Here is a 17984-nt window from a genome sequence, read left to right as displayed (position 1 = left end):
CAGCCACCGCTCGACGCGGTTTCTGGAGCCAGCGATCACGGCGGTCCGCCTTGTAGCCCACGCCTCGTACGGTCAGCACGATCTCAGGGTTCTCGGGATCCTTCTCGACCTTGGCGCGCAACCGCTGCACGTGCACGTTGACCAGGCGGGTGTCGGCGGCGTGCCGATAACCCCAGACCTGTTCGAGCAGCACCTCGCGGGTGAACACCTGGCGCGGCTTGCGGGCCAGCGCCACGAGTAGGTCGAATTCCAAGGGAGTCAGCGAGATCTGCTGCCCGCCGCGGGTCACCTTGTGCGCCGGCACGTCGATGACGATGTCCGCGATGGACAGAAGTTCTTGCGGCTCTTCCTCGGTGCGCCGCAGGCGGGCGCGCACCCGAGCCACGAGCTCCTTCGGCTTGAACGGTTTGACGATGTAATCGTCGGCCCCGCTTTCCAAGCCCAGGACGACGTCGACCGTATCGGTCTTGGCCGTCAGCATCACGATGGGTACACCCGAGTCGGCTCGCAGCACCCGGCACACGTCGATGCCGTTCATGCCGGGCAGCATGAGATCCAGCAACACGAGGTCCGGACGCAGCTCCCGGACCGCGGTCAGCGCCTGCGTGCCGTCACCGACGACGTGGGGGTCGAAACCCTCACCGCGCAAGACGATCGTGAGCATCTCCGCGAGAGCCATATCGTCGTCGACGACCAGAATCTTCGGCTTCATAACTACTATGTTGTCACCTTCCGCGCTCCGAACGGGCCGCCACGCCAAGACTCGTGACCTGTCGGCGCACATCCAACCCTATGCAGCAACATTTTCCGCTATCCGCGCCGCGAGTGTTGCCGGATCGTCACCGCTCCGATGCACCCACCACGGGCCGTGCCAATTCGTGTCCGCGAGTTCACGGTAGACAATTCCAGTGCGGCGCTGTAGTCCTCCGTCTTTTTCGTAGGCGTCGAGGGCGCGTGTCGCGTCGGCTTCGCCGCGCAGGCGGGCGCGTTCGGAGGCCACCTCGACCGGGACGTCCAGCAGGATCTGGATATCCGGGATGGGCAGCCCGAATCTATCGAACTCCAATTCACCGACCCAGCGCACGATTTCGCCCGAAACGTCCTGTTCCAGCCGGGCCGCGTTATAGGCCGCGTTGGAGGCCACATAGCGGTCCAGTAGCACGATGTCGTTGTCCGCCAAGAGTTTCGACAGTTCGTCGCGGGCGTCGGCGCGATCCAGCGCGAACAGCACCGCCATGGCATTCACCGAGGCGGCGAGGTCGCCGTGTCCGCCGCGCAGGGCCTCCGCGGCGAGGTCGGCGTGCACGGATCGGCCGTAGCGCGGGAACGCCAGCGTGGCGACCGTCAGGCCGTGTTCACGCAGGTAGGCCACGACGGCATCGGTGAGCGTCCGCTTACCCGCACCGTCGAGCCCCTCTACGACAACCAGCGCACCCATGGCCGCGAGCGTACCGAATGACGGCGGTTCGGCGCGGATGCGGTGGGCCCGAGCGTGCCCGAATCGCCCGATTGATGTTTGCCTACCGGTTGCTATTGTCTGGTTCATGACTTTCGACTGGCAGAAGTCCAAGCAGGTCAAACGTACTTTCGCAGCCTTCGGAGTCGCGGTAGCCGCCCTCGGTATGGCGGCCTGCGGCGACAGCTCCGACAGCAGGGAGTCGTCCCCCTCCGCCACCACCACCGCGGCGGCGGCCGACCCGAACCGCCCGTTCGATCTCCAGGCGCATCGCGGCGGCCGCGGCATGACCATCGAGGAATCCCTGCCGGGTTTCGCCAAGGCCATCGAGCTGGGCGTCTCCACCCTGGAACTCGACATCGTCCTGACCTCGGACAATGTCCCGATCATCTGGCACGATCCGACCATCCAGGCCGAGAAGTGCACCGACACCGCGCCCGCCGCCCCCGATGATCCGCAGTACCCGTACGTCGGCAAGGTCGTGCACGATCTGACCTACGACCAGATCCGCACCCTCGACTGCGGCAGGAAGCTCGCGGGATTCCCTGACGCACAGGAACTTCCGGGCAACAAGATCGCCCGCCTGCCCGAACTCTTCGACCTCGTGAAGACCTACCCCGGCGCCTTCGACACCCTGCGCTACAACGTCGAGACGAAGATCGAGGCCGAGAAGCCGGAGCAGTCCGCCACCCCCGAGCAGTTCGTGGACGTGATCCTGGGCGCGGTCGCCGACGCGGACGCCACGAACAAGGTCGAGATCCAGAGCTTCGACTGGCGCAGCCTGCCCCTGGTCGAGGCGAAGAACGCCGCCATCCCCACGGTCGCGCTCTACGACGACACCACCTACAAGCCCGGCAGCGCCTGGCTGGGCCCGGTGAAATACGAGGATCACCCCGACAACCCGCTGGCCGCCATCAAGGCCCTCGGCGCGGACATCTCCTCGCCCTCGTATGTGAACCCGTGGAACAGCGACGCCAAGGTCGGCGACTCCGGCTTCAGGCTGACCACGGACGCCGCCTACGTGAAGAAGGCCCACGAACTGGGTATCAAGGTCATCCCCTGGACCGTCAACGACAAGGAGACCATCGCCCTGGTGATCGACCAGGGCGTGGACGGCATCATCACCGACTACCCGAACCGGGCGCGAGAAGTCATGCGGGACAAGGACATGCCGCTTCCGCAGGCGTTCAGGAAGTAGCGCGGAACAGTTCGGCGTGCTCGGCCGTCCAGTCCTCGAAGGTGCGGGCGGGGCGGCCGAGCACCCGCTCGACGGTGTCGTCGACGGTGGTGGAGTCCTCGGAAGGGGAGGCGTACCAGCCGATTACGTAGTCGGCGTCGGCCTGCGAGACCCCGGCGGCCAGGAGCCGGTCGACGGCCTGCTGGTGGGTGATCGGCACGAAGGAGATCGCGCGTCCGGTGGCCGCGGCGAGGATGGCGATGCGCTCACTCGGGGTGAGCGGTTTCGGGCCGGTCAGGTTGTAGACCCGGCCCGCATGACCGTCCTCGAGCAGGGCGGCGGCCGCCACCGCGCCGATATCCCCTTCGTGCACAAGCGCACTCGGGAAGTCGTAGGGCTCCCGCACGACGCCTTCGGTTCGAATGGATTCGGCCCAGGTGAGCGTGTTCGACATGAATTCCTGCGGTTCCAGCCGCGTCCACTCCACCCCGGATCGCGCCACCGCCTCCTCCACCGGCCCCACCGCGCCGCCCCACACCACGGTGATGCGCCGGACGCCCGAATCGACTGCCCGCCGGACCAATTCCGGTCCCACCTCCGCGAGTCCGGCCGTCACGGTGATGTGCAGCCGGTCCACACCGCGCAGGGCGGCGGTCAGGGTTTCCGGTTCGGTATGGGTGCCTTCGACCAATTCCACAGCGGGAGCGAATATTCCGGCGGCCGCGCCGGGCCTGCGGGTCAGCGCCCGGACCGGTTCGCCCCGGCCCGTCAGTTCCCGCACGACGTGCCGCCCGGTATTGCCGGTAGCGCCCGTAACCAGTGTTGTCACAGTTGAATTCCTTTCGCCGTGAACGACGTTAGGACCTCAACTTCGCTTCAGGTCAAGGGTTACGGGCGACCGGAAACCGTTGTCACTTCAGGCAGATGTTGAGGATCGGGATCCAGTTTCCGCCCTGCAGCAGGCACCATCCGATGGCCAGCGGATCTCCTGCGCTGGAACCGGATCCGCCGGAGCCCGAGTCCGCGGATCCGGATTTCGCCACCGGGGCAGCGGGTTCGACGGCGACGGGGGCGGCGGTGGCAGTGCCTGCGGCAGCGACGGCGGCGGTGATCGCGAGACCCGCCAGGCCGACGCGTGAGAACTGGCGTGTCACAGAGGTTTTCGACATGGCCGACACCCTACAAGGAATGAACTATACGCATTTCAAATTCGGTATTCCCGTGCCCGCAGAACTGGGGGCACCAATTGAAGTTCACACACTTCAGAAGTCTGTACAGTGCGAGGCACTCCCCCCTGCAAGGAGAGCACAGCAAGTCCCCGCGGGAACGGACCAGAACCGCGCACCCGTCCCGCACACAGAGATCCGGCCGGCCACCACAGGTGACCGGCCGGATCTTCTTGTGTCCCCGCAGAACTCAGTAGCGGTAGTGCTCGGGCTTGAACGGGCCCTCCACGTCCACACCGATGTACTCGGCCTGGTCCTTGGTGAGCTTGGTCAGCGTGCCGCCCAGCGCCTCGACGTGGATCTTGGCGACCTTCTCGTCGAGCACCTTGGGCAGGCGGTAGACCTCGTTGTCGTACTCTTGCGGCTTGGTCCAGAGTTCGATCTGGGCGATCACCTGGTTGGAGAACGAGTTCGACATGACGAACGACGGGTGGCCGGTGGCGTTGCCCAGGTTCAGCAGGCGGCCCTCGGACAGCACCAGGATGGAACGGCCGGTCTCCTTGAACGTCCACAGGTCGACCTGCGGCTTGATGTTCAGGCGCGCGGCACCCGAGTTCTCCAGGGCGGCCATGTCGATCTCGTTGTCGAAGTGGCCGATATTGCCCAGGATGGCCTGTTCCTTCATCGCCTTCATGTGCTCGAGGGTGATGATGTCCTTGTTGCCGGTCGAGGTGACCACGATGTCGGCGTCGGCGATGGCCTGCTCGACGGTGACCACGTCGAAGCCGTCCATGAGCGCCTGCAGCGCGTTGATCGGATCGATCTCGGTGACCTGCACACGCGCACCCTGACCCTTGAGCGACTCCGCGCAGCCCTTGCCGACATCGCCGTAACCGCAGATCAGCGCCTTCTTACCGCCGATCAGCACATCGGTGCCGCGGTTGATGCCGTCGATCAGCGAGTGGCGGGTGCCGTACTTGTTGTCGAACTTGGACTTGGTGACCGAGTCGTTGACGTTGATGGCCGGGAACGACAGCTCACCCGCGGCCGCGAACTGGTACAGCCGCAGCACGCCGGTGGTGGTCTCCTCGGTGACACCCTTGACCGACTCGGCGATCGTGCCCCACTTGGTGCCGTCGGCCTCGAGGCTCGCGCGCAGCAGGTTCAGGAAGACCTTGTACTCGGCCGAATGGGTCTCGTCCTCGGGCGGCACGACACCGGCCTTCTCGAACTGCGCGCCACGCAGCACCAGCATGGTGGCGTCGCCGCCGTCGTCGAGGATCATGTTGGCCGGCTCGTTCGGCCAGGTGAGCATCTGCTCGGCGGCCCACCAGTACTCCTCCAGGGTCTCGCCCTTCCAGGCGAAGACCGGGGTGCCCTTGGGCTCGTCGACGGTGCCGTGCGGGCCGACGACGACCGCGGCGGCGGCGTGGTCCTGGGTGGAGAAGATGTTGCAGGAGGCCCAGCGCACCTCCGCACCCAGATCCACGAGGGTCTCGATCAGCACAGCGGTCTGCACGGTCATGTGCAGCGAGCCGGAGATGCGCGCACCCTTGAGCGGGGCCACCTCCGCGTATTCGCGCCGCAGCGCCATCAGACCGGGCATCTCGTGCTCGGCGAGGCGAATCTCCTTGCGGCCGAACTCGGCCAGGGACAGGTCCGCCACCTTGAAATCGATCCCGTTGCGGACATCAGGGGTCATCTTGCTGGACACGACGGTCGTCATCTGCCTCTCCTGGTCGATTACTTCCAAGGAGAGGCTAGTCGAACACCGCGGGGGTTAGGCAGCCGCGGCCATCCCGTGGTCGCCGAGAATGCGGGCGCGCTTGCGGGGGTGGATGTTCGCCTGGGTGATGTCGCCGTTGTAGTGGGCGAGCAGGCGGGGGTCCATGACGTAGCGCCACAGGGGTGGGAACAGGGCGAGCACGATCATGGTGGCGTAGCCGGCCGGGAGTTGTGGCGCTTCTTCGGAACTGCGCAGGGTCTGGTACCGGCGTCCCGGATTGGCGTGGTGGTCGCTGTGCCGCTGCAGGTGGAACATGAAGATATTGGTGACCAGCCGGTCGCTGTTCCAGCTGTCGCGGGGTGAGCAGCGCGCCCAGTTGCCGTTGGGTCGGCGACGGCGCAGCAAACCGTAGTGCTCCACATAGTTCACCGTCTCCAGCAGCATCGCGCCGATGACGGCCTGTACCAGCAGATACGGCAGGATCGACCAGCCGAAGGGGATCAGCAGGCCCGCGAAGAGCACGAGGGTCATGGACCACGCCTGCAGGATGTGGTTGCGGTAACTCCACCAGCCGTGGCCCTTGCGGCGCAGCCGATCGCCTTCGAGATGGATTGCCGAGCGGAAGCCACCGATCACGCTGCGCGGCAGGAACTCCCACAGCGACTCGCCCATGCGGGCGCTGGCCGGGTCCTCGGGGGTGGCGACGCGAGCGTGATGGCCCCGATTGTGCTCCACGAAGAAATGCCCGTACCCCGACTGCGCCAGAGCCAGTTTCGACAGCCAGCGTTCCAGCCGTTCGACCCGGTGCCCGAGTTCGTGCGCGGCGTTGATGCCGATGCCCGCGGTGAAGCCGAGGGTGGCGGCGAGGCCGAGCTTGTCGACCACCGACAGTTCGTCACCGGACCACAGCACGGCCGCGATGATCAGCCCCACCAGCTGGATCGGCAGGAACAGGTATGTGCACCAACGGTAGTAGCGATCGTTGGCGAGCAGTTCGTAGTCCTCGTCGCGCGGATTGGTGCCGTCTTCCCCGACGACCCAGTCCAGCACCGGTATCACGATCAGGATGATGATCGGGCCGATCCACCAGAACACCTCGCTGTCGGTCCGCAGCACCAGCTGCGAGGGCAGCAACGCGGTCGCCGGTGCGATGAGTCCCAGCACCCACAGGTGGCGTTTGGGATCCGGCGAACCCGATTGTTTGCCGACCTTTTGCACGTTTGCCCCGCTAATCAGAAACCTCTAAAAACTTCGCAGGTAGATATGTACACACGTTAGGCGCGTTACAACACTCGTAGGACCTATTGGGTGGCAACCGTTACATCTGGAGCAGTCTGTTCCTGGGCAAACCACCCTGTGCCAGGCGTCACCGCACATCACAGGCAAACCGGCGGTGAACTCGACGTCAATGCAACCATCTGTAGCGAACCTGTGGCCGCCCGGTTCGACCGTAGTCGGTCCGGCGTTCCACCACACCGTCTTCCGCCATGCGTTCCAGGTATCGCCAGGCGGTAACCCGCGAAACGCCGACGGCACGCCCGGCTTCCCCCGCCGACACGCCATCGGCGGACGCGCGCACCGCCCGGGTGATCTCCTCCATCGTCTGTGGCGCAATACCTTTCGGCGAGCTCGCGCGCTGTTCCGGTGTGCGCAGCGCGCCGAAGGCGCGATCGATGTCCTGCTGCGAACCGGCCGCCTCCCCCGCGGGCAGTGCCGCCCGGTACTCGAGGTAGCGCTCGAGTTTCTCCCGGAAAGCCGTAAAGGTGAAGGGCTTCAACAGATACAGCACCACCCCGTGTGCGACGGCGGCCCGCACCATGGCCAGATCGCGCGCGGAGGTCACGGCGATGACATCGGGGCGCGGGCGCAGTCCTGCGAGCGCGGCGGCGACCGCAAGTCCGCTCATATCCGGTAAACCGATGTCCATGAGCACCAAATCGACGGGGGCGCCGTTATTTTGCGCCCGCGTGGCGGCTGCGATGGCATCGCGGCCGGTGTGCACGACGGCGACCACGTCGAAGCCGGGCATGCGGCGCACGTAGGAGTCGTGCGCCGCAGCGATTTTCGGATCGTCCTCGACGATCATGAGCCGGATCATTGCGAGCCTCCACGCGAAAAGCGCACCACCACTGCCGATTCCGGCTCCCGCAGGGCCTCCAGCGCGCCGCCGTGCCGGGCCACCAGTCGCCGTACCAGCGCCAGGCCCAGCCCCTGATGATCGGTCTTGGTGGAGTAGCCGCGTTCGGTGGCGCGGGTGAACACCTCCTCGGACATGCCCGGACCGCTGTCGGCCACGCGCACATACAGTTCGGCGGCGTCGGCGGTGACCGCGACCTCCACCCAGGCGTCCTCGTCGCGTCCGGCGGCGTCGAGCGCGTTGTCGATGAGATTGCCCAGCAGCGTGACCATTTCGTGGGCGGTCAGCGGAGCCGTGGCGTCGAGCGCGGTGTCGCCGGTGACGGTCAGCTCCACCCCGTACTCGGCGGCCTTCTCGACCTTGCCCAGCAGCAGTGCCACCACGGCGGGTTCGGCGACCGCGCCGGTGAGCCGGTCGATGAGGGCCTGGGACAGTTCGAGTTCCGCGGTGGCGAAGGAGACGGCCTCGCGGGGGCGGCCCAGCTCCACCATGGTGACGACGGTGTGCAGCCGGTTGGCGGCCTCGTGCGCCTGCGCGCGCAGGGCCTCGGCGAAGCCGCGCACCGAGTCGAGTTCGCCCATCACGTCCTGCAATTCGGTGTGATCACGCAGGGTGAGCACGGTGCCGATGGTGCGGCCGTCGTGTTCGACCAGGTCCTGGTTCACCACCAGGACGCGGTCCGGCGTCACGTGCATCTGGTCGCGCACCACCCCGGTGTCCATGTGCTGCAACGAGACCGGCAGATCACCGCGCCGCACCGGCCCCTCGGGCAGCTCGAGCAGGCGGCGCGCCTGATCGTTGACCACGGCGGCCTCGTCGGAGTTCCCGTCGAATACCAGCAGGCCCTCGTGCACGGAGTGCAGGACGGCGTCGTGGTGCTCGTAGAGCGCCCGCAGCTCGGACGGCGCGAGCCCGTGGGTCTGCCGTAAGAGCCTGCGCCGCAACAGCAGTGAGCCCAGCGTCGCCAGCAGCAGGCCGGCTCCGGCCGCGATCAGGATGATCGGCACCTGCTCGCGCACCTGATCGCCGATGCGGCTGCGCGTCACGCCCGCCGACACCAGCGCCACGATCCGCCCGTCGGCGTCGCGCACCGGCGTCACCGCGCGAATGGAGGGACCCAGTGTCCCCGTGAAGGTTTCGGTGAAGGTCTCCCCCGCCAGCGCGCGGTCGATGGTGCCGCTGAACGGCTGCCCGATCCGCGCCGGATCGGTGTGCGTGTACCGGGTCCGGTCGGGCGCCATGACCACGACGAAATCGACTCCCGCCGCCTTGCGGATGGTTTCGGTGATCGGCTGCAAGCGGGCCGTCGGGTCCGGCCCCCGCACGGCCTGCGCGGTGGAGGGGGCGGCCGCGAGGGTCACCGCGATATCGGTGACCTCCCGCCGGGTGGCGTCGTCCTGGACGCGGCGCTGCTGCAGTACGGCCAGCGCCGCGCCGGCCGCGATCACCAGCACCAGCACCACCAGCTGTACCGCGAACACCTGTCCGGCCAGGGTCCGTCTTCGACCGATCACCACACCTCCGCGTGAACAAAACTTACGAAACAGTGACCCGCGTCACTGTCGAGGTAATCATTCAACACACAAACCGGTGAGCGGGCTCACACAGGCGGCACTCGAAGGACACATCCGATGAGCGAGACGACAATTCCACAGCAGGCGCCACCGCGCCGCGACCGCACCCATTGGCTGTACATCGCCGTCATCGTGGCGGTCTTCGCGGGGATCCTGGTCGGCTGGCTCGCTCCCGGCTTCGGCAAGCAGGTCGGCGAACTCGGCACGCTCTTCGTCAACCTGATCAAGATGATGATCTCGCCGGTCATCTTCTGCACCATCGTGCTCGGCATCGGTTCGGTGCGGGCGGCGGCCAAGGTCGGCAAGGTCGGCGGCATGGCCATCGGCTACTTCCTGCTGATGTCGACGGCGGCGCTGGCCATCGGCCTGGTGGTGGGCAATCTGATCCAGCCGGGCACCGGACTCGATGTGGCCGGGCACGCCAAGGACGCCGCCAAATACGCGAAGGATGCCAGCAGTGCCGGCGGCACCTGGGATTTCATCAAGGAGATCGTGCCGACGAGCATGCTCTCGTCGCTGACCTCGGGCAAGGTGCTGCAGACGCTGTTCGTGGCGCTGCTGGTGGGTTTCGGCATCCAGGCCATGGGCGCGACGGGTGAACCGCTGCTGCGCGGTATCGCGCTGGTGCAGAAGCTGGTGTTCCGGATCCTGACCATGATCCTGTGGCTGGCCCCGATCGGCGCGTTCGGCGCGATCGCGAATGTGGTGGCGCGCACCGGACTCGACGCGGTGAAGCAGTTGGCGCTGCTGATGGTGGCCTTCTATCTCACCTGCGTGGTGTTCGTGTTCGGCGTGCTGGGCGTGCTGCTGCGAGCGGCCTCGGGCGTCTCGATCTTCAAACTGGTGCGGTATCTGGCGCGGGAGTACCTGCTGATCGTGGCGACCTCCTCCTCGGAGTCCGCGCTGCCCCGCCTGATCGCCAAGATGGAGCACGTCGGCGTCGAGCGCACCACCGTGGGTGTGGTTGTGCCGACCGGGTATTCGTTCAATCTGGACGGCACCGCGATCTATCTGACGATGGCGACGCTGTTCGTGGCCGATGCCATGGGCAACCCGCTGTCCTGGACCGAACAGCTCAGCCTGCTGCTGTTCATGATCATCGCCTCGAAGGGTGCGGCCGGTGTCACCGGCGCGGGCCTGGCGACGCTGGCGGGCGGCCTGCAATCGCATCGCCCGGAACTCCTGGACGGCGTGGGCCTGATCGTCGGCATCGACCGGTTCATGTCCGAGGCGCGAGCGCTGACCAACTTCTCCGGCAACGCGGTCGCCACCATCCTGATCGGAACCTGGACGCGCACCATCGATCCCGACCGCGTCAAGGCCGTCCTGGACAAGCAGTTGCCGTTCGACGAGACCACCATGGTCGACGATCACCCGGTCGACGCACCGGCCGAGAAGACCCTGGTTTCCGCCTGACCCCAACCCCACGCGGAAACCAGCCAACGGGCACAACCCCCTGCCGTGCCTGTGACCCCACCCCCTGCCCCGCGCGCGGCAGGGGGTGGGCTGTTTCCGGTTTGTCAGGTCAGGCGGTAGCGCCCGTGCGCACCGTGGCCGCGATGGCGTTCGCGAGTTCGGTGCCCTTCACGGTGAAGTGCCGGGCGAAGTACTCGGTGTGCTCGGCGTGCTCGTGGAAGTGGTGCGGGGTGAGCACGGCCGAGAACACCGGCACATCGGTTTCCAATTGGATCCGCATGAGCGCGTCCACGACGGTGGAAGCCACGAAGTCGTGGCGGTAGATGCCGCCGTCGACCACGAGCGCGAGGCCCGCGATTCCGGCGTATTCGCCGCTGAGCGCCAAACGCTTGACCCGCAGGGGGATTTCGAAAGCGCCGGGCACCTCGATCACGTCGACCTCGGGAAAACCGTGGTCCGCGAGCGCGATTCGGGCGGCCTGCACCGCGTTGTCGACGATGTCGGCGTGCCAGCGCGCGGCGACGAGGGCGATGCGGTTCGGGATGGGTGACATGAGTCTTCTCCTGTTCGCGATGTCACCCAGGGCAGACGACGCGAACAGGCCGCTCCGCGTGCGCGGTTCGGCTCGTACGGTCGCGTTCTCTTTCATCCGGACTGTGACCGTCGGCTCCGGGATCGCACCGGAATCTGCTCGACCCGCGGCATCCGTGGATACCGCGGCGCTCGCGGGCTCGTGCGCACCGAATCGGTTCGGACGCCATCACCGCCGGTGGGGAATTCCACCCCGCCCTGAGAACGTGTACGAGGCCGACTGTAACACGCACCGCGGCACGCCCGGCAGGCCCGGAATCAGCGTGAATTCATCCCGCCCCGGCCGCTGTCACGGCCGGGGCGGATTCGCGTCGAACGGTCAGAGCTGCAGCAGGACGTCGGAGTCCGCGGGCAGCGCGTGCACCGGCCACCAGCGCAGGTCGTCGGATTCCGAACTGCGCACGGGCACAGCGCCTTCCGGAGCCTTGATCTTGAACAATAGATCCAGGTGCCGGGTGGGCACGCCGAGCGAGCAGGTGATGGGGTGCGCCTGCGCGCCGTACAGTCCCGGCTCCAGCGTCAGATCGGGAATACCGGATTCCTCGATCGCCTCCCGGAAGGCCGCGTCGGCCACCGAATGGTCGGATTCCTCGCAGTGCCCGCCGAGCTGGATCCACCGGCCCACCCGGGGATGCAGCGTCAGCAGCACTTCGCTCTCGTCGTGCGAGAGGACGATCGCCGAGGCGGTGATATGCCCGGCCGCGTGCTCGCGCAGGCAGCCGCGCGGCGCGGAGCCCAGGAACGCGAGCATGGCCTCACGCAGCGACTGTTCCGGACCCGTTGCGGGAGACCAGGTTTCGAGCAGTGCGGTGGCGGAGGCGTGCAGGGATTCGGCGCTCACGCGACCACCTCCGCCCGGGCGGGCGTCCGGCGTGCGCGGTTCACAGTTCCACCAGACCGATGCCCGGCTCGCGGAGTTCGCGCGGTGCGAGCTCCTCGAGCGGATAGCCGACGGCGATGGAGCCCAGGGGATTCCAGTCGTCCGGCAGGCCGAGCACGTCGCGGGTGACCTCCGGCGCGAAGATGGTGGACCCGATCCAGCAGCTGCCGATTCCCTTGGCGGCCAAGGACACCAGCAGTCCCTGTACGGCCGCGCCGACGGCGACGGTGAACATGGTCTGCTCGGCCGCGCGGCGGCGTTCGTCCGGATAGTCGTGCGCGCCGTCCGGCACGCAGAACGGAATGATCACCTCGGGGGCGTCGAAGAGAATGCGGCCCCGCGCGACCCGCTTTTCGACGCTCTCGGGGGTACGTCCGTCACCGCTGAGATCCTCGCGCCATTTGTCGGCCATGGCCTCGAGCAGCTGGGTGCGCAGTCCGCGCCGCCGCACCCAGACGAACCGCACCGGCCGCGTGTGATGCGGTGCGGGCGCGGTCAGCGCCGCGCCGATGGCCTCCCGGATCAGCGCCGGTTCGACCGGGGCGTCCGCGAACTGCCGGACCGAACGCCGCAGCAGCACAGCCTGATTGCGCCCGAGCTCGACGGCCTCCTCGGTGCCGAGCCAGAACAGATCCTCCACGCCGCGGCGCGGCAGGTCGGCGGCGGTGGAGCCGTCGTCGTCGTAGTCGAGCCCGCGCACCACGGCGATGGGCACCGCGCCGAGTTTGCCCTTCACCAGATCGCCCGCGGCGGCGAGTTCGTCGGCGATGGCGACCAGGGTGACGTGCAGTTCGTTGCCCTGCCCGTCGACCGCGCCGTTGTAGTCGTGCATGACGCGCAGTCCGGAGGAGCCGATGGCGGCGTCGATCTGCCCGTTGCGCCAGGCGCGGCCCATGGTGTCGGTGATGACGACGGCCACGGCCACGCCGAGCCGTTCGGCGATGGCGGCCCGCAGCGCCTTGGCGCTGGCGTCGGGGTCGACCGGCAGCAGCACCAGTTCGCCCTTGTCCACATTGGAGCCGTCGACGCCGGAGGCGGCCTGCACGATGCCGAGTTTGTTCTCGGTGATGAGGGTGCGGTTCTTGCGCGCCAGCACCCGGACGGCCTCCTGCCGCACCAGTTCCCGTCGCGCGGCGTCGCGTTCCTCCGGGTCGGCCGGGGCTTCGACGATGCGCCCCTCGACCTTGGAGACGATCTTGCTGGTGACCACCAGCACATCGCCGTCCCGCAGCCAGGGAGCCTGTGCCGCAACGGCTTCGGCGATGTCGTCGCCGGGCCGGAACTCGGGCAGCCCGAGGATGGGCAGGATGCGCAGCTCACCCCCCGAGGCATGGTCGCGCGGCGGCGCGGTGACACTGTCGCCCGGCGGCGCGGTGACACCGTCGCGCGGCGGCACAGTCGGTTCTGTCGTCACGAATTCACTCCCGCGTATCGGTAGTCAGTCGGTAGCTCACGGTTTGAAGCCCGCGATGTCCAGTGCCTCACGGACCATTTCGGCGGTGGCCGAAGGATCGGTCATGAGCAGCGGCACACTGCGTACTTCGACGCCGGGCACATCCGCGGTGTCGGTGCTGTGCACGAGCCACCCGTCGAGGATGCCGGTGGTGGCGCGCGCGCCGTAGTAGTTGCCGACGGCCTCGGCGGTGGTCTCCACCCCGATCACGGACAGGCATTCATCGGCCATGCCGCGCAACGGCTTTCCGCCGATGACCGGTGAAAGTCCGATGACCTTGGCTTTCGTGGTGCGCAGCGCGCCCCGGATACCGGGGACGGACAGGATCGCGCCGACGCTCACGACGGGGTTCGACGGGGCCAGCAGCACGACGTCAGCCGAATCTATGATTTCCGTCACACTTGGACCTGGTTTCGCCGCATCCGCCCCAATAGTCACGAATCCATGGGTCTCGACGTTGGCGCGGTAGCGAACCCACCACTCCTGGAAATGGATCGCGCGGCGTTCGCCAGGGTTCTCCGGGTCCCCGATAACCACATGTGTTTCACACCTGTCGTCGGTTGCCGGAAGCAGTTTCACGCCGGGTTGCCAGCGATTGCAGAGGGCCTCGGTCACCTGCGAGAGCGGGTATCCCTGACGCAGCATTTCGGTGCGTATGAGGTGGGTTGCGATATCGCGATCCCCCAGGCCGAACCAATCGGGCTGAGCGTTGTATTTCGCCAGCTCCTCTTTGGCGTTCCAGGTTTCGTTCGCGTGCCCCCAGCCGCGTTCCGGGTCGATGCCGCCACCCAGCGTATACATGCAGGTGTCCAGGTCAGGGCAGATCCGCAGGCCGTGCATCCAGACGTCGTCGCCGACGTTCACGATGGCCGTCACGTCCGCACCGGGGAGCAGTTCGCGCACGCCCAGCAGGAAGCGCGCGCCGCCGACTCCGCCGACCAGTACCGCGATCCGCAGGCCGGTGCCGGGCGCGGTGTCCGCTTGTTCTCGAGTCACATCCACACAGCCTATGCGGTGTGCGGCGAAGAACCTTTCGCGCGGTATTTGCTGCGAATTTGCTATTTGATCTGCGACAACGCGCTCGAACGGGGTCGCGGATGGTAACGGAATAGCTTCGGCAGCTTGACCACCACTGCGCCCGGCGTGTCTAATCACAGGCATGTCATTCCGGGTTCGCGTGAGAGTGCAAGGCGCGGACGGGTTTTCGAACAGATGTTCGCAGCGGAGTGGCAAGCTCGGGGATGGCCGCGGGACTACGTCGCGGTGTTGGGCCGTCGGTGGGATCGGCTCCGACGGATTAATCATTCTGCGCTAACCACAGTGAGGAGGCGGAGCGATGGCCGATGAGCTGGCCCCGTCGGGCTTTCCGGGCGGTGTATCGCAATCCGATTCCCAAGCGGGCGCAGCACCTAGCTTCTGCGCCGACGAACGGAACGGATACGAGGGGGGTGAATCGATGACCGTCCGGCCGGGCGGCGGACAGTGGGCTAGAAGTGCTTATCAGCCCGAGCCCCCGCGCCTGAGCCTGATCGTCACCGGTTCGGATGATGGTGTGTTCGACAGCTTTTCCCGCGGCCGCCAGATGACGGAGGCCGAACAGTGGCAGGAACGGGCGCTGTGCGCCCAGACCGACCCGGAGGCGTTCTTCCCCGAGAAGGGCGGCTCCACCCGTGAGGCCAAGCGCATCTGCATGGGCTGCGAGGTGCGCGACGAATGCCTCGAGTACGCCCTCGCGAACGATGAGCGCTTCGGCATCTGGGGCGGCCTCTCGGAGCGCGAGCGGCGGCGCCTCAAGCGGGGCATCATTTGAGCTGAACGCGTAAAGCGTTGCGGTAACCGACTTTCCGCCTCGCTGCCAGCCGGGCAGCGAGGCGTGCTCTTACCGCTACTCCGGCTCGGGATCGATGACGTCGGGTTCCACCCCGAGGTAGGTGGCGATCTGCTGCACGAGGACTTCACGCAGCAGGTCCACCAGATCGTCCGGATCGCCGGCGCGCAGCTCCAAAGGCTTGCGGAACAAGACGATTCGCGCCCGCGTGGCCATGCCGTAGCGATCCACCCCCGCCGGGATGAGGCGCGACAGGGGCACCGGACCGTCGGCGACGACCTCGTCCGGCCAGGTGACCGAATCCGGGTGCAGCGGACGAATTTTCGGCACGTCGTCCACGGCGATGTCGAGTTTGGTCAACTGATCGTGCCACCGGCTCTCCAGCGGCGCGAACGCCTCGAGCACGAGTCTGTCGAATTGCTGGCCACGAGTGCGCCGGGCAGGCACCGTTGGCGGCAGCATCGGCCCACGCACACCCCGCCCGCGCCGAATTACCGACCGAGCAGTCGGTGGACGCTTCTTAGAACGGGTCATACCCCGAATCTAACCTTACGGCTCACCTTCCGTATGCGACCGGTTCGCCACCCCGTCACAGCCCCCTTTCCCGCATACGTGGCCAACCGAACACCGCGTGTCTGTCCCCGGCGAGGCGCGCGGAGGGTTACCCTGCATGGCGTGATTCCCATGCGTCGTTGCTGCCGACCAGGCTGCAAGAACCCGGCCGTCGCGACGCTGACCTATGTGTACTCGGACTCGACGGCAGTCGTCGGTCCGCTGGCCGCGGTCGCCGAGCCCCACTCCTGGGATCTGTGTGAAACACATGCCTCCCGGATCACCGCGCCGAAGGGCTGGGAGATGGTCCGCCACGAGGGCGGGTTCTCCTCCGGCACCCCCGACGACGATGACCTGACCGCGCTCGCCGAGGCCGTCCGCGAGGCCGGATTACGCCGCCGCACACCGGAACCGGATCAGCGCGGCTACGCCGACTACAACCCCGCCCCGCAGCGCCCCACCCGGACCGGCCGCACCGGCCGCCGCGGGCATCTGCGCGTCCTCCCGGACCCGCCCAACTGAGTGGTCGTGAGGCGGTCCACGGACATGCACAGCGCCACCGAATACGACCGGCTCCCGGGAGCTACTAGGGTGTCCCTTATGACAGTCGCCCGGTCCGCCGAGTCAGTCCACGCAGTTATCAAGGCATACGACGTTCGCGGTGTCGTCGGAGAACAGATCGACGCGGATTTCGTCCGCGACGTCGCCGGATCCTTCGCACGGCTGATGCGCGGCGAGGGCGCGAAGCGGGTCGTGATCGGTCACGACATGCGTGACTCCTCCCCCGAACTGTCCGAGGCGTTCGCCGACGGCGTGCAGTCCCAGGGCCTGGATGTGGTGCACATCGGCCTGGCCTCCACCGATGAGCTGTACTTCGCCTCCGGCCATTTGGATTGCCCCGGAGCCATGTTCACCGCCTCGCACAATCCGGCGGCGTACAACGGCATCAAGCTGTGCCGGGCCAAGGCGCTGCCGGTGGGTCAGGACACGGGTCTGGCGACCATCTCCGAAGAGGTCATCGCGGGCGTGCCCGCCTACGACGGCGCGCGCGGTTCGGCCACCGAGGCCGATCTGCTCGCCGACTACGCGGCCTTCCTGCACAAGCTGGTGGATCTGAGCGGTTCGCGCCCGCTGCGCATCGCGGTGGACGCGGGCAACGGCATGGGCGGCTTCACCGTCCCGGCCGTGCTGGGCACGCTGCCGCAGTTCACCATCGAGCCGCTCTTCTTCGAACTGGACGGCACCTTCCCCAATCACGAAGCCAATCCGCTGGATCCGAAGAACCTGGTGGATCTGCAGGCCCATGTCCGCAAGACCGGCGCCGATATCGGCCTGGCCTTCGACGGCGACGCCGACCGCTGCTTCGTGGTGGACGAGAAGGGCGATCCGGTCTCGCCGTCGGCGGTGACCGCGCTGGTGGCCGAGCGCGAACTGGCCAAGGAGCCGGGCGCGACCGTCATCCACAACCTGATCACCTCGAAAGCCGTGCCGGAGTTGGTGACCGAGCTCGGCGGCACCCCGGTGCGCACTCGCGTCGGCCACTCGTTCATCAAGCAGCAGATGGCGGCCACGGGCGCGATCTTCGGCGGCGAGCATTCCGCGCATTACTACTTCCGCGATTTCTGGGGCGCCGACTCCGGCATGCTCGCGGCGCTGCACGTGCTCGCGGCGCTCGGCGAGAAGGAGCGGCCGATGTCCGAACTCGCTTCGGCCTATTCGTCTTACGCCGCCTCGGGTGAGATCAACTCGACGGTCGCGGACGCCGCCGACCGCACCGCGGCGGTGCTCGACGCGTTCGGCAAGCGCGCCCAGAATGTGGACCGGCTCGACGGCGTCACCGTGAATCTGCCCGACGGCGCGTGGTTCAACCTGCGCGCATCCAATACCGAGCCGCTGCTCAGGCTCAATGTCGAAGCCCGATCGCAGGAGGAAGTAGACGCACTCGTAACCGAGATCCTGAGCATCGTCCGCGCCTGACTGGAATAGTGGAATCACAGAGCTTGGATTCGCCAGCGTCTGGTGACCCTG

17 protein-coding genes, 1 pseudogene and 1 riboswitch are annotated in these 17984 nt (G+C 67.2%); of the genes and pseudogenes, 5 read left to right on the top strand and 13 right to left on the bottom strand.

The window, feature by feature from the left end:
* Positions 1 to 46 precede the first annotated feature (46 nt).
* Both mtrA and JK358_RS17760 read right to left on the bottom strand, forming a co-directional pair.
* A pseudogene (gene mtrA / locus JK358_RS17765) lies at positions 47 to 712 on the bottom strand (MtrAB system response regulator MtrA); the annotation flags it as partial.
* Positions 713 to 790: 78 nt separating this feature from the next.
* Positions 791 to 1438 (bottom strand): dTMP kinase, encoded by a 648-nt coding sequence (locus JK358_RS17760; RefSeq protein ID WP_201948791.1) that lies wholly within the window; start codon positions 1436 to 1438, stop codon positions 791 to 793.
* A gap of 106 nt (positions 1439 to 1544) precedes the next feature.
* On the opposite strand from JK358_RS17760, the gene JK358_RS17755 reads away from it, so the two are divergent.
* Positions 1545 to 2654, top strand: a complete 1110-nt coding sequence (locus tag JK358_RS17755) for a glycerophosphodiester phosphodiesterase (protein WP_201948790.1) — start codon at positions 1545 to 1547, stop codon at positions 2652 to 2654.
* Here the strand turns inward: JK358_RS17755 and JK358_RS17750 are convergent.
* The 6 genes from JK358_RS17750 to JK358_RS17725 form a co-directional block, all read right to left on the bottom strand.
* The gene (locus JK358_RS17750) at positions 2644 to 3462 is read right to left on the bottom strand and encodes an NmrA family NAD(P)-binding protein (RefSeq protein WP_201948789.1); all 819 of its coding nucleotides are present in this window, start codon (positions 3460 to 3462) and stop codon (positions 2644 to 2646) included. The two genes, JK358_RS17755 and JK358_RS17750, sit on opposite strands and share 11 nt — an antisense overlap.
* Before the next feature lie 82 nt (positions 3463 to 3544).
* On the bottom strand, positions 3545 to 3802 hold the full coding sequence (locus JK358_RS17745) for a hypothetical protein (RefSeq protein ID WP_201948788.1): 258 nt from the start codon (positions 3800 to 3802) through the stop codon (positions 3545 to 3547).
* Positions 3803 to 4049: 247 nt separating this feature from the next.
* Positions 4050 to 5525, bottom strand: coding sequence for an adenosylhomocysteinase (gene ahcY / locus JK358_RS17740; protein WP_201948787.1), 1476 nt, complete (start codon positions 5523 to 5525; stop codon positions 4050 to 4052).
* Between the two features lie 54 nt (positions 5526 to 5579).
* The gene (locus tag JK358_RS17735; RefSeq protein WP_201948786.1) at positions 5580 to 6743 is read right to left on the bottom strand and encodes an alkane 1-monooxygenase; all 1164 of its coding nucleotides are present in this window, start codon (positions 6741 to 6743) and stop codon (positions 5580 to 5582) included.
* A 187-nt stretch (positions 6744 to 6930) separates the two neighbouring features.
* Positions 6931 to 7623 (bottom strand): response regulator, encoded by a 693-nt coding sequence (locus JK358_RS17730; protein WP_201948785.1) that lies wholly within the window; start codon positions 7621 to 7623, stop codon positions 6931 to 6933.
* Positions 7620 to 9176: a sensor histidine kinase gene (locus JK358_RS17725; protein WP_201948784.1), complete on the bottom strand. Its 1557-nt coding sequence runs from the start codon at positions 9174 to 9176 to the stop codon at positions 7620 to 7622. Before JK358_RS17725 ends, JK358_RS17730 begins: the two co-directional genes overlap by 4 nt.
* 117 nt (positions 9177 to 9293) lie before the next feature.
* On the opposite strand from JK358_RS17725, the gene JK358_RS17720 reads away from it, so the two are divergent.
* Entirely contained in the window at positions 9294 to 10652 is a 1359-nt protein-coding gene (locus tag JK358_RS17720; RefSeq protein ID WP_201948783.1) for a cation:dicarboxylate symporter family transporter, read from the top strand.
* Positions 10653 to 10761: 109 nt separating this feature from the next.
* On the opposite strand, the gene JK358_RS17715 is transcribed toward JK358_RS17720, so the two are convergent.
* From JK358_RS17715 to cofD, 4 genes are all read right to left on the bottom strand, one after another.
* Positions 10762 to 11205 (bottom strand): 6,7-dimethyl-8-ribityllumazine synthase, encoded by a 444-nt coding sequence (locus tag JK358_RS17715; protein WP_201948782.1) that lies wholly within the window; start codon positions 11203 to 11205, stop codon positions 10762 to 10764.
* An 80-nt stretch (positions 11206 to 11285) separates the two neighbouring features.
* Positions 11286 to 11453, bottom strand: a riboswitch (FMN riboswitch).
* Positions 11454 to 11562: 109 nt separating this feature from the next.
* Entirely contained in the window at positions 11563 to 12084 is a 522-nt protein-coding gene (locus tag JK358_RS17710) for an NUDIX hydrolase (protein ID WP_201948781.1), read from the bottom strand.
* A 40-nt stretch (positions 12085 to 12124) separates the two neighbouring features.
* Positions 12125 to 13519 (bottom strand): coenzyme F420-0:L-glutamate ligase, encoded by a 1395-nt coding sequence (locus tag JK358_RS17705; protein WP_201948954.1) that lies wholly within the window; start codon positions 13517 to 13519, stop codon positions 12125 to 12127.
* Between the two features lie 54 nt (positions 13520 to 13573).
* A complete protein-coding gene (gene cofD, locus JK358_RS17700) occupies positions 13574 to 14533 on the bottom strand; it encodes a 2-phospho-L-lactate transferase (protein WP_201948953.1) in 960 nt (319 codons plus the stop codon).
* A gap of 625 nt (positions 14534 to 15158) precedes the next feature.
* Between cofD and JK358_RS17695 the strand changes: the two genes are divergently transcribed.
* Positions 15159 to 15386 (top strand): WhiB family transcriptional regulator, encoded by a 228-nt coding sequence (locus tag JK358_RS17695; protein WP_040861059.1) that lies wholly within the window; start codon positions 15159 to 15161, stop codon positions 15384 to 15386.
* A gap of 75 nt (positions 15387 to 15461) precedes the next feature.
* On the opposite strand, the gene JK358_RS17690 is transcribed toward JK358_RS17695, so the two are convergent.
* Positions 15462 to 15938: a metallopeptidase family protein gene (locus JK358_RS17690; RefSeq protein WP_201948780.1), complete on the bottom strand. Its 477-nt coding sequence runs from the start codon at positions 15936 to 15938 to the stop codon at positions 15462 to 15464.
* 150 nt (positions 15939 to 16088) lie between these two features.
* Here JK358_RS17690 and JK358_RS17685 point away from each other — a divergent pair, with 150 nt between their 5' ends.
* Together JK358_RS17685 and JK358_RS17680 are read left to right on the top strand one after the other, a co-directional pair.
* A complete protein-coding gene (locus JK358_RS17685) occupies positions 16089 to 16478 on the top strand; it encodes a DUF3499 domain-containing protein (protein ID WP_232851496.1) in 390 nt (129 codons plus the stop codon).
* A 78-nt stretch (positions 16479 to 16556) separates the two neighbouring features.
* A complete protein-coding gene (locus tag JK358_RS17680) occupies positions 16557 to 17933 on the top strand; it encodes a phosphomannomutase/phosphoglucomutase (protein ID WP_201948778.1) in 1377 nt (458 codons plus the stop codon).
* Positions 17934 to 17984 lie beyond the last annotated feature (51 nt).

The sequence above is a fragment of the Nocardia acididurans genome, assembly GCF_016741815.1.
Classification (GTDB): domain Bacteria; phylum Actinomycetota; class Actinomycetes; order Mycobacteriales; family Mycobacteriaceae; genus Nocardia; species Nocardia acididurans.
Note: the sequence above shows the minus strand (reverse complement) of the source record. Positions and strands in the feature narration are given on the sequence as shown.

Excerpts from the sequence above, each read along its gene's own strand:
- JK358_RS17760 (WP_201948791.1), bottom strand. The coding sequence starts at position 1,438 with ATGGGTGCGCTGGTTGTCGTAGAGGGGCTCGACGGTGCGGGTAAGCGG.
- JK358_RS17755 (WP_201948790.1), top strand. The coding sequence starts at position 1,545 with ATGACTTTCGACTGGCAGAAGTCCAAGCAGGTCAAACGTACTTTCGCA.
- JK358_RS17745 (WP_201948788.1), bottom strand. The coding sequence starts at position 3,802 with ATGTCGAAAACCTCTGTGACACGCCAGTTCTCACGCGTCGGCCTGGCG.
- ahcY (WP_201948787.1), bottom strand. The coding sequence starts at position 5,525 with ATGACGACCGTCGTGTCCAGCAAGATGACCCCTGATGTCCGCAACGGG.
- JK358_RS17730 (WP_201948785.1), bottom strand. The coding sequence starts at position 7,623 with ATGATCCGGCTCATGATCGTCGAGGACGATCCGAAAATCGCTGCGGCG.
- JK358_RS17720 (WP_201948783.1), top strand. The coding sequence starts at position 9,294 with ATGAGCGAGACGACAATTCCACAGCAGGCGCCACCGCGCCGCGACCGC.
- JK358_RS17715 (WP_201948782.1), bottom strand. The coding sequence starts at position 11,205 with ATGTCACCCATCCCGAACCGCATCGCCCTCGTCGCCGCGCGCTGGCAC.
- JK358_RS17695 (WP_040861059.1), top strand. The coding sequence starts at position 15,159 with ATGACGGAGGCCGAACAGTGGCAGGAACGGGCGCTGTGCGCCCAGACC.
- JK358_RS17690 (WP_201948780.1), bottom strand. The coding sequence starts at position 15,938 with ATGACCCGTTCTAAGAAGCGTCCACCGACTGCTCGGTCGGTAATTCGG.
- JK358_RS17685 (WP_232851496.1), top strand. The coding sequence starts at position 16,089 with ATGCGTCGTTGCTGCCGACCAGGCTGCAAGAACCCGGCCGTCGCGACG.
- JK358_RS17680 (WP_201948778.1), top strand. The coding sequence starts at position 16,557 with ATGACAGTCGCCCGGTCCGCCGAGTCAGTCCACGCAGTTATCAAGGCA.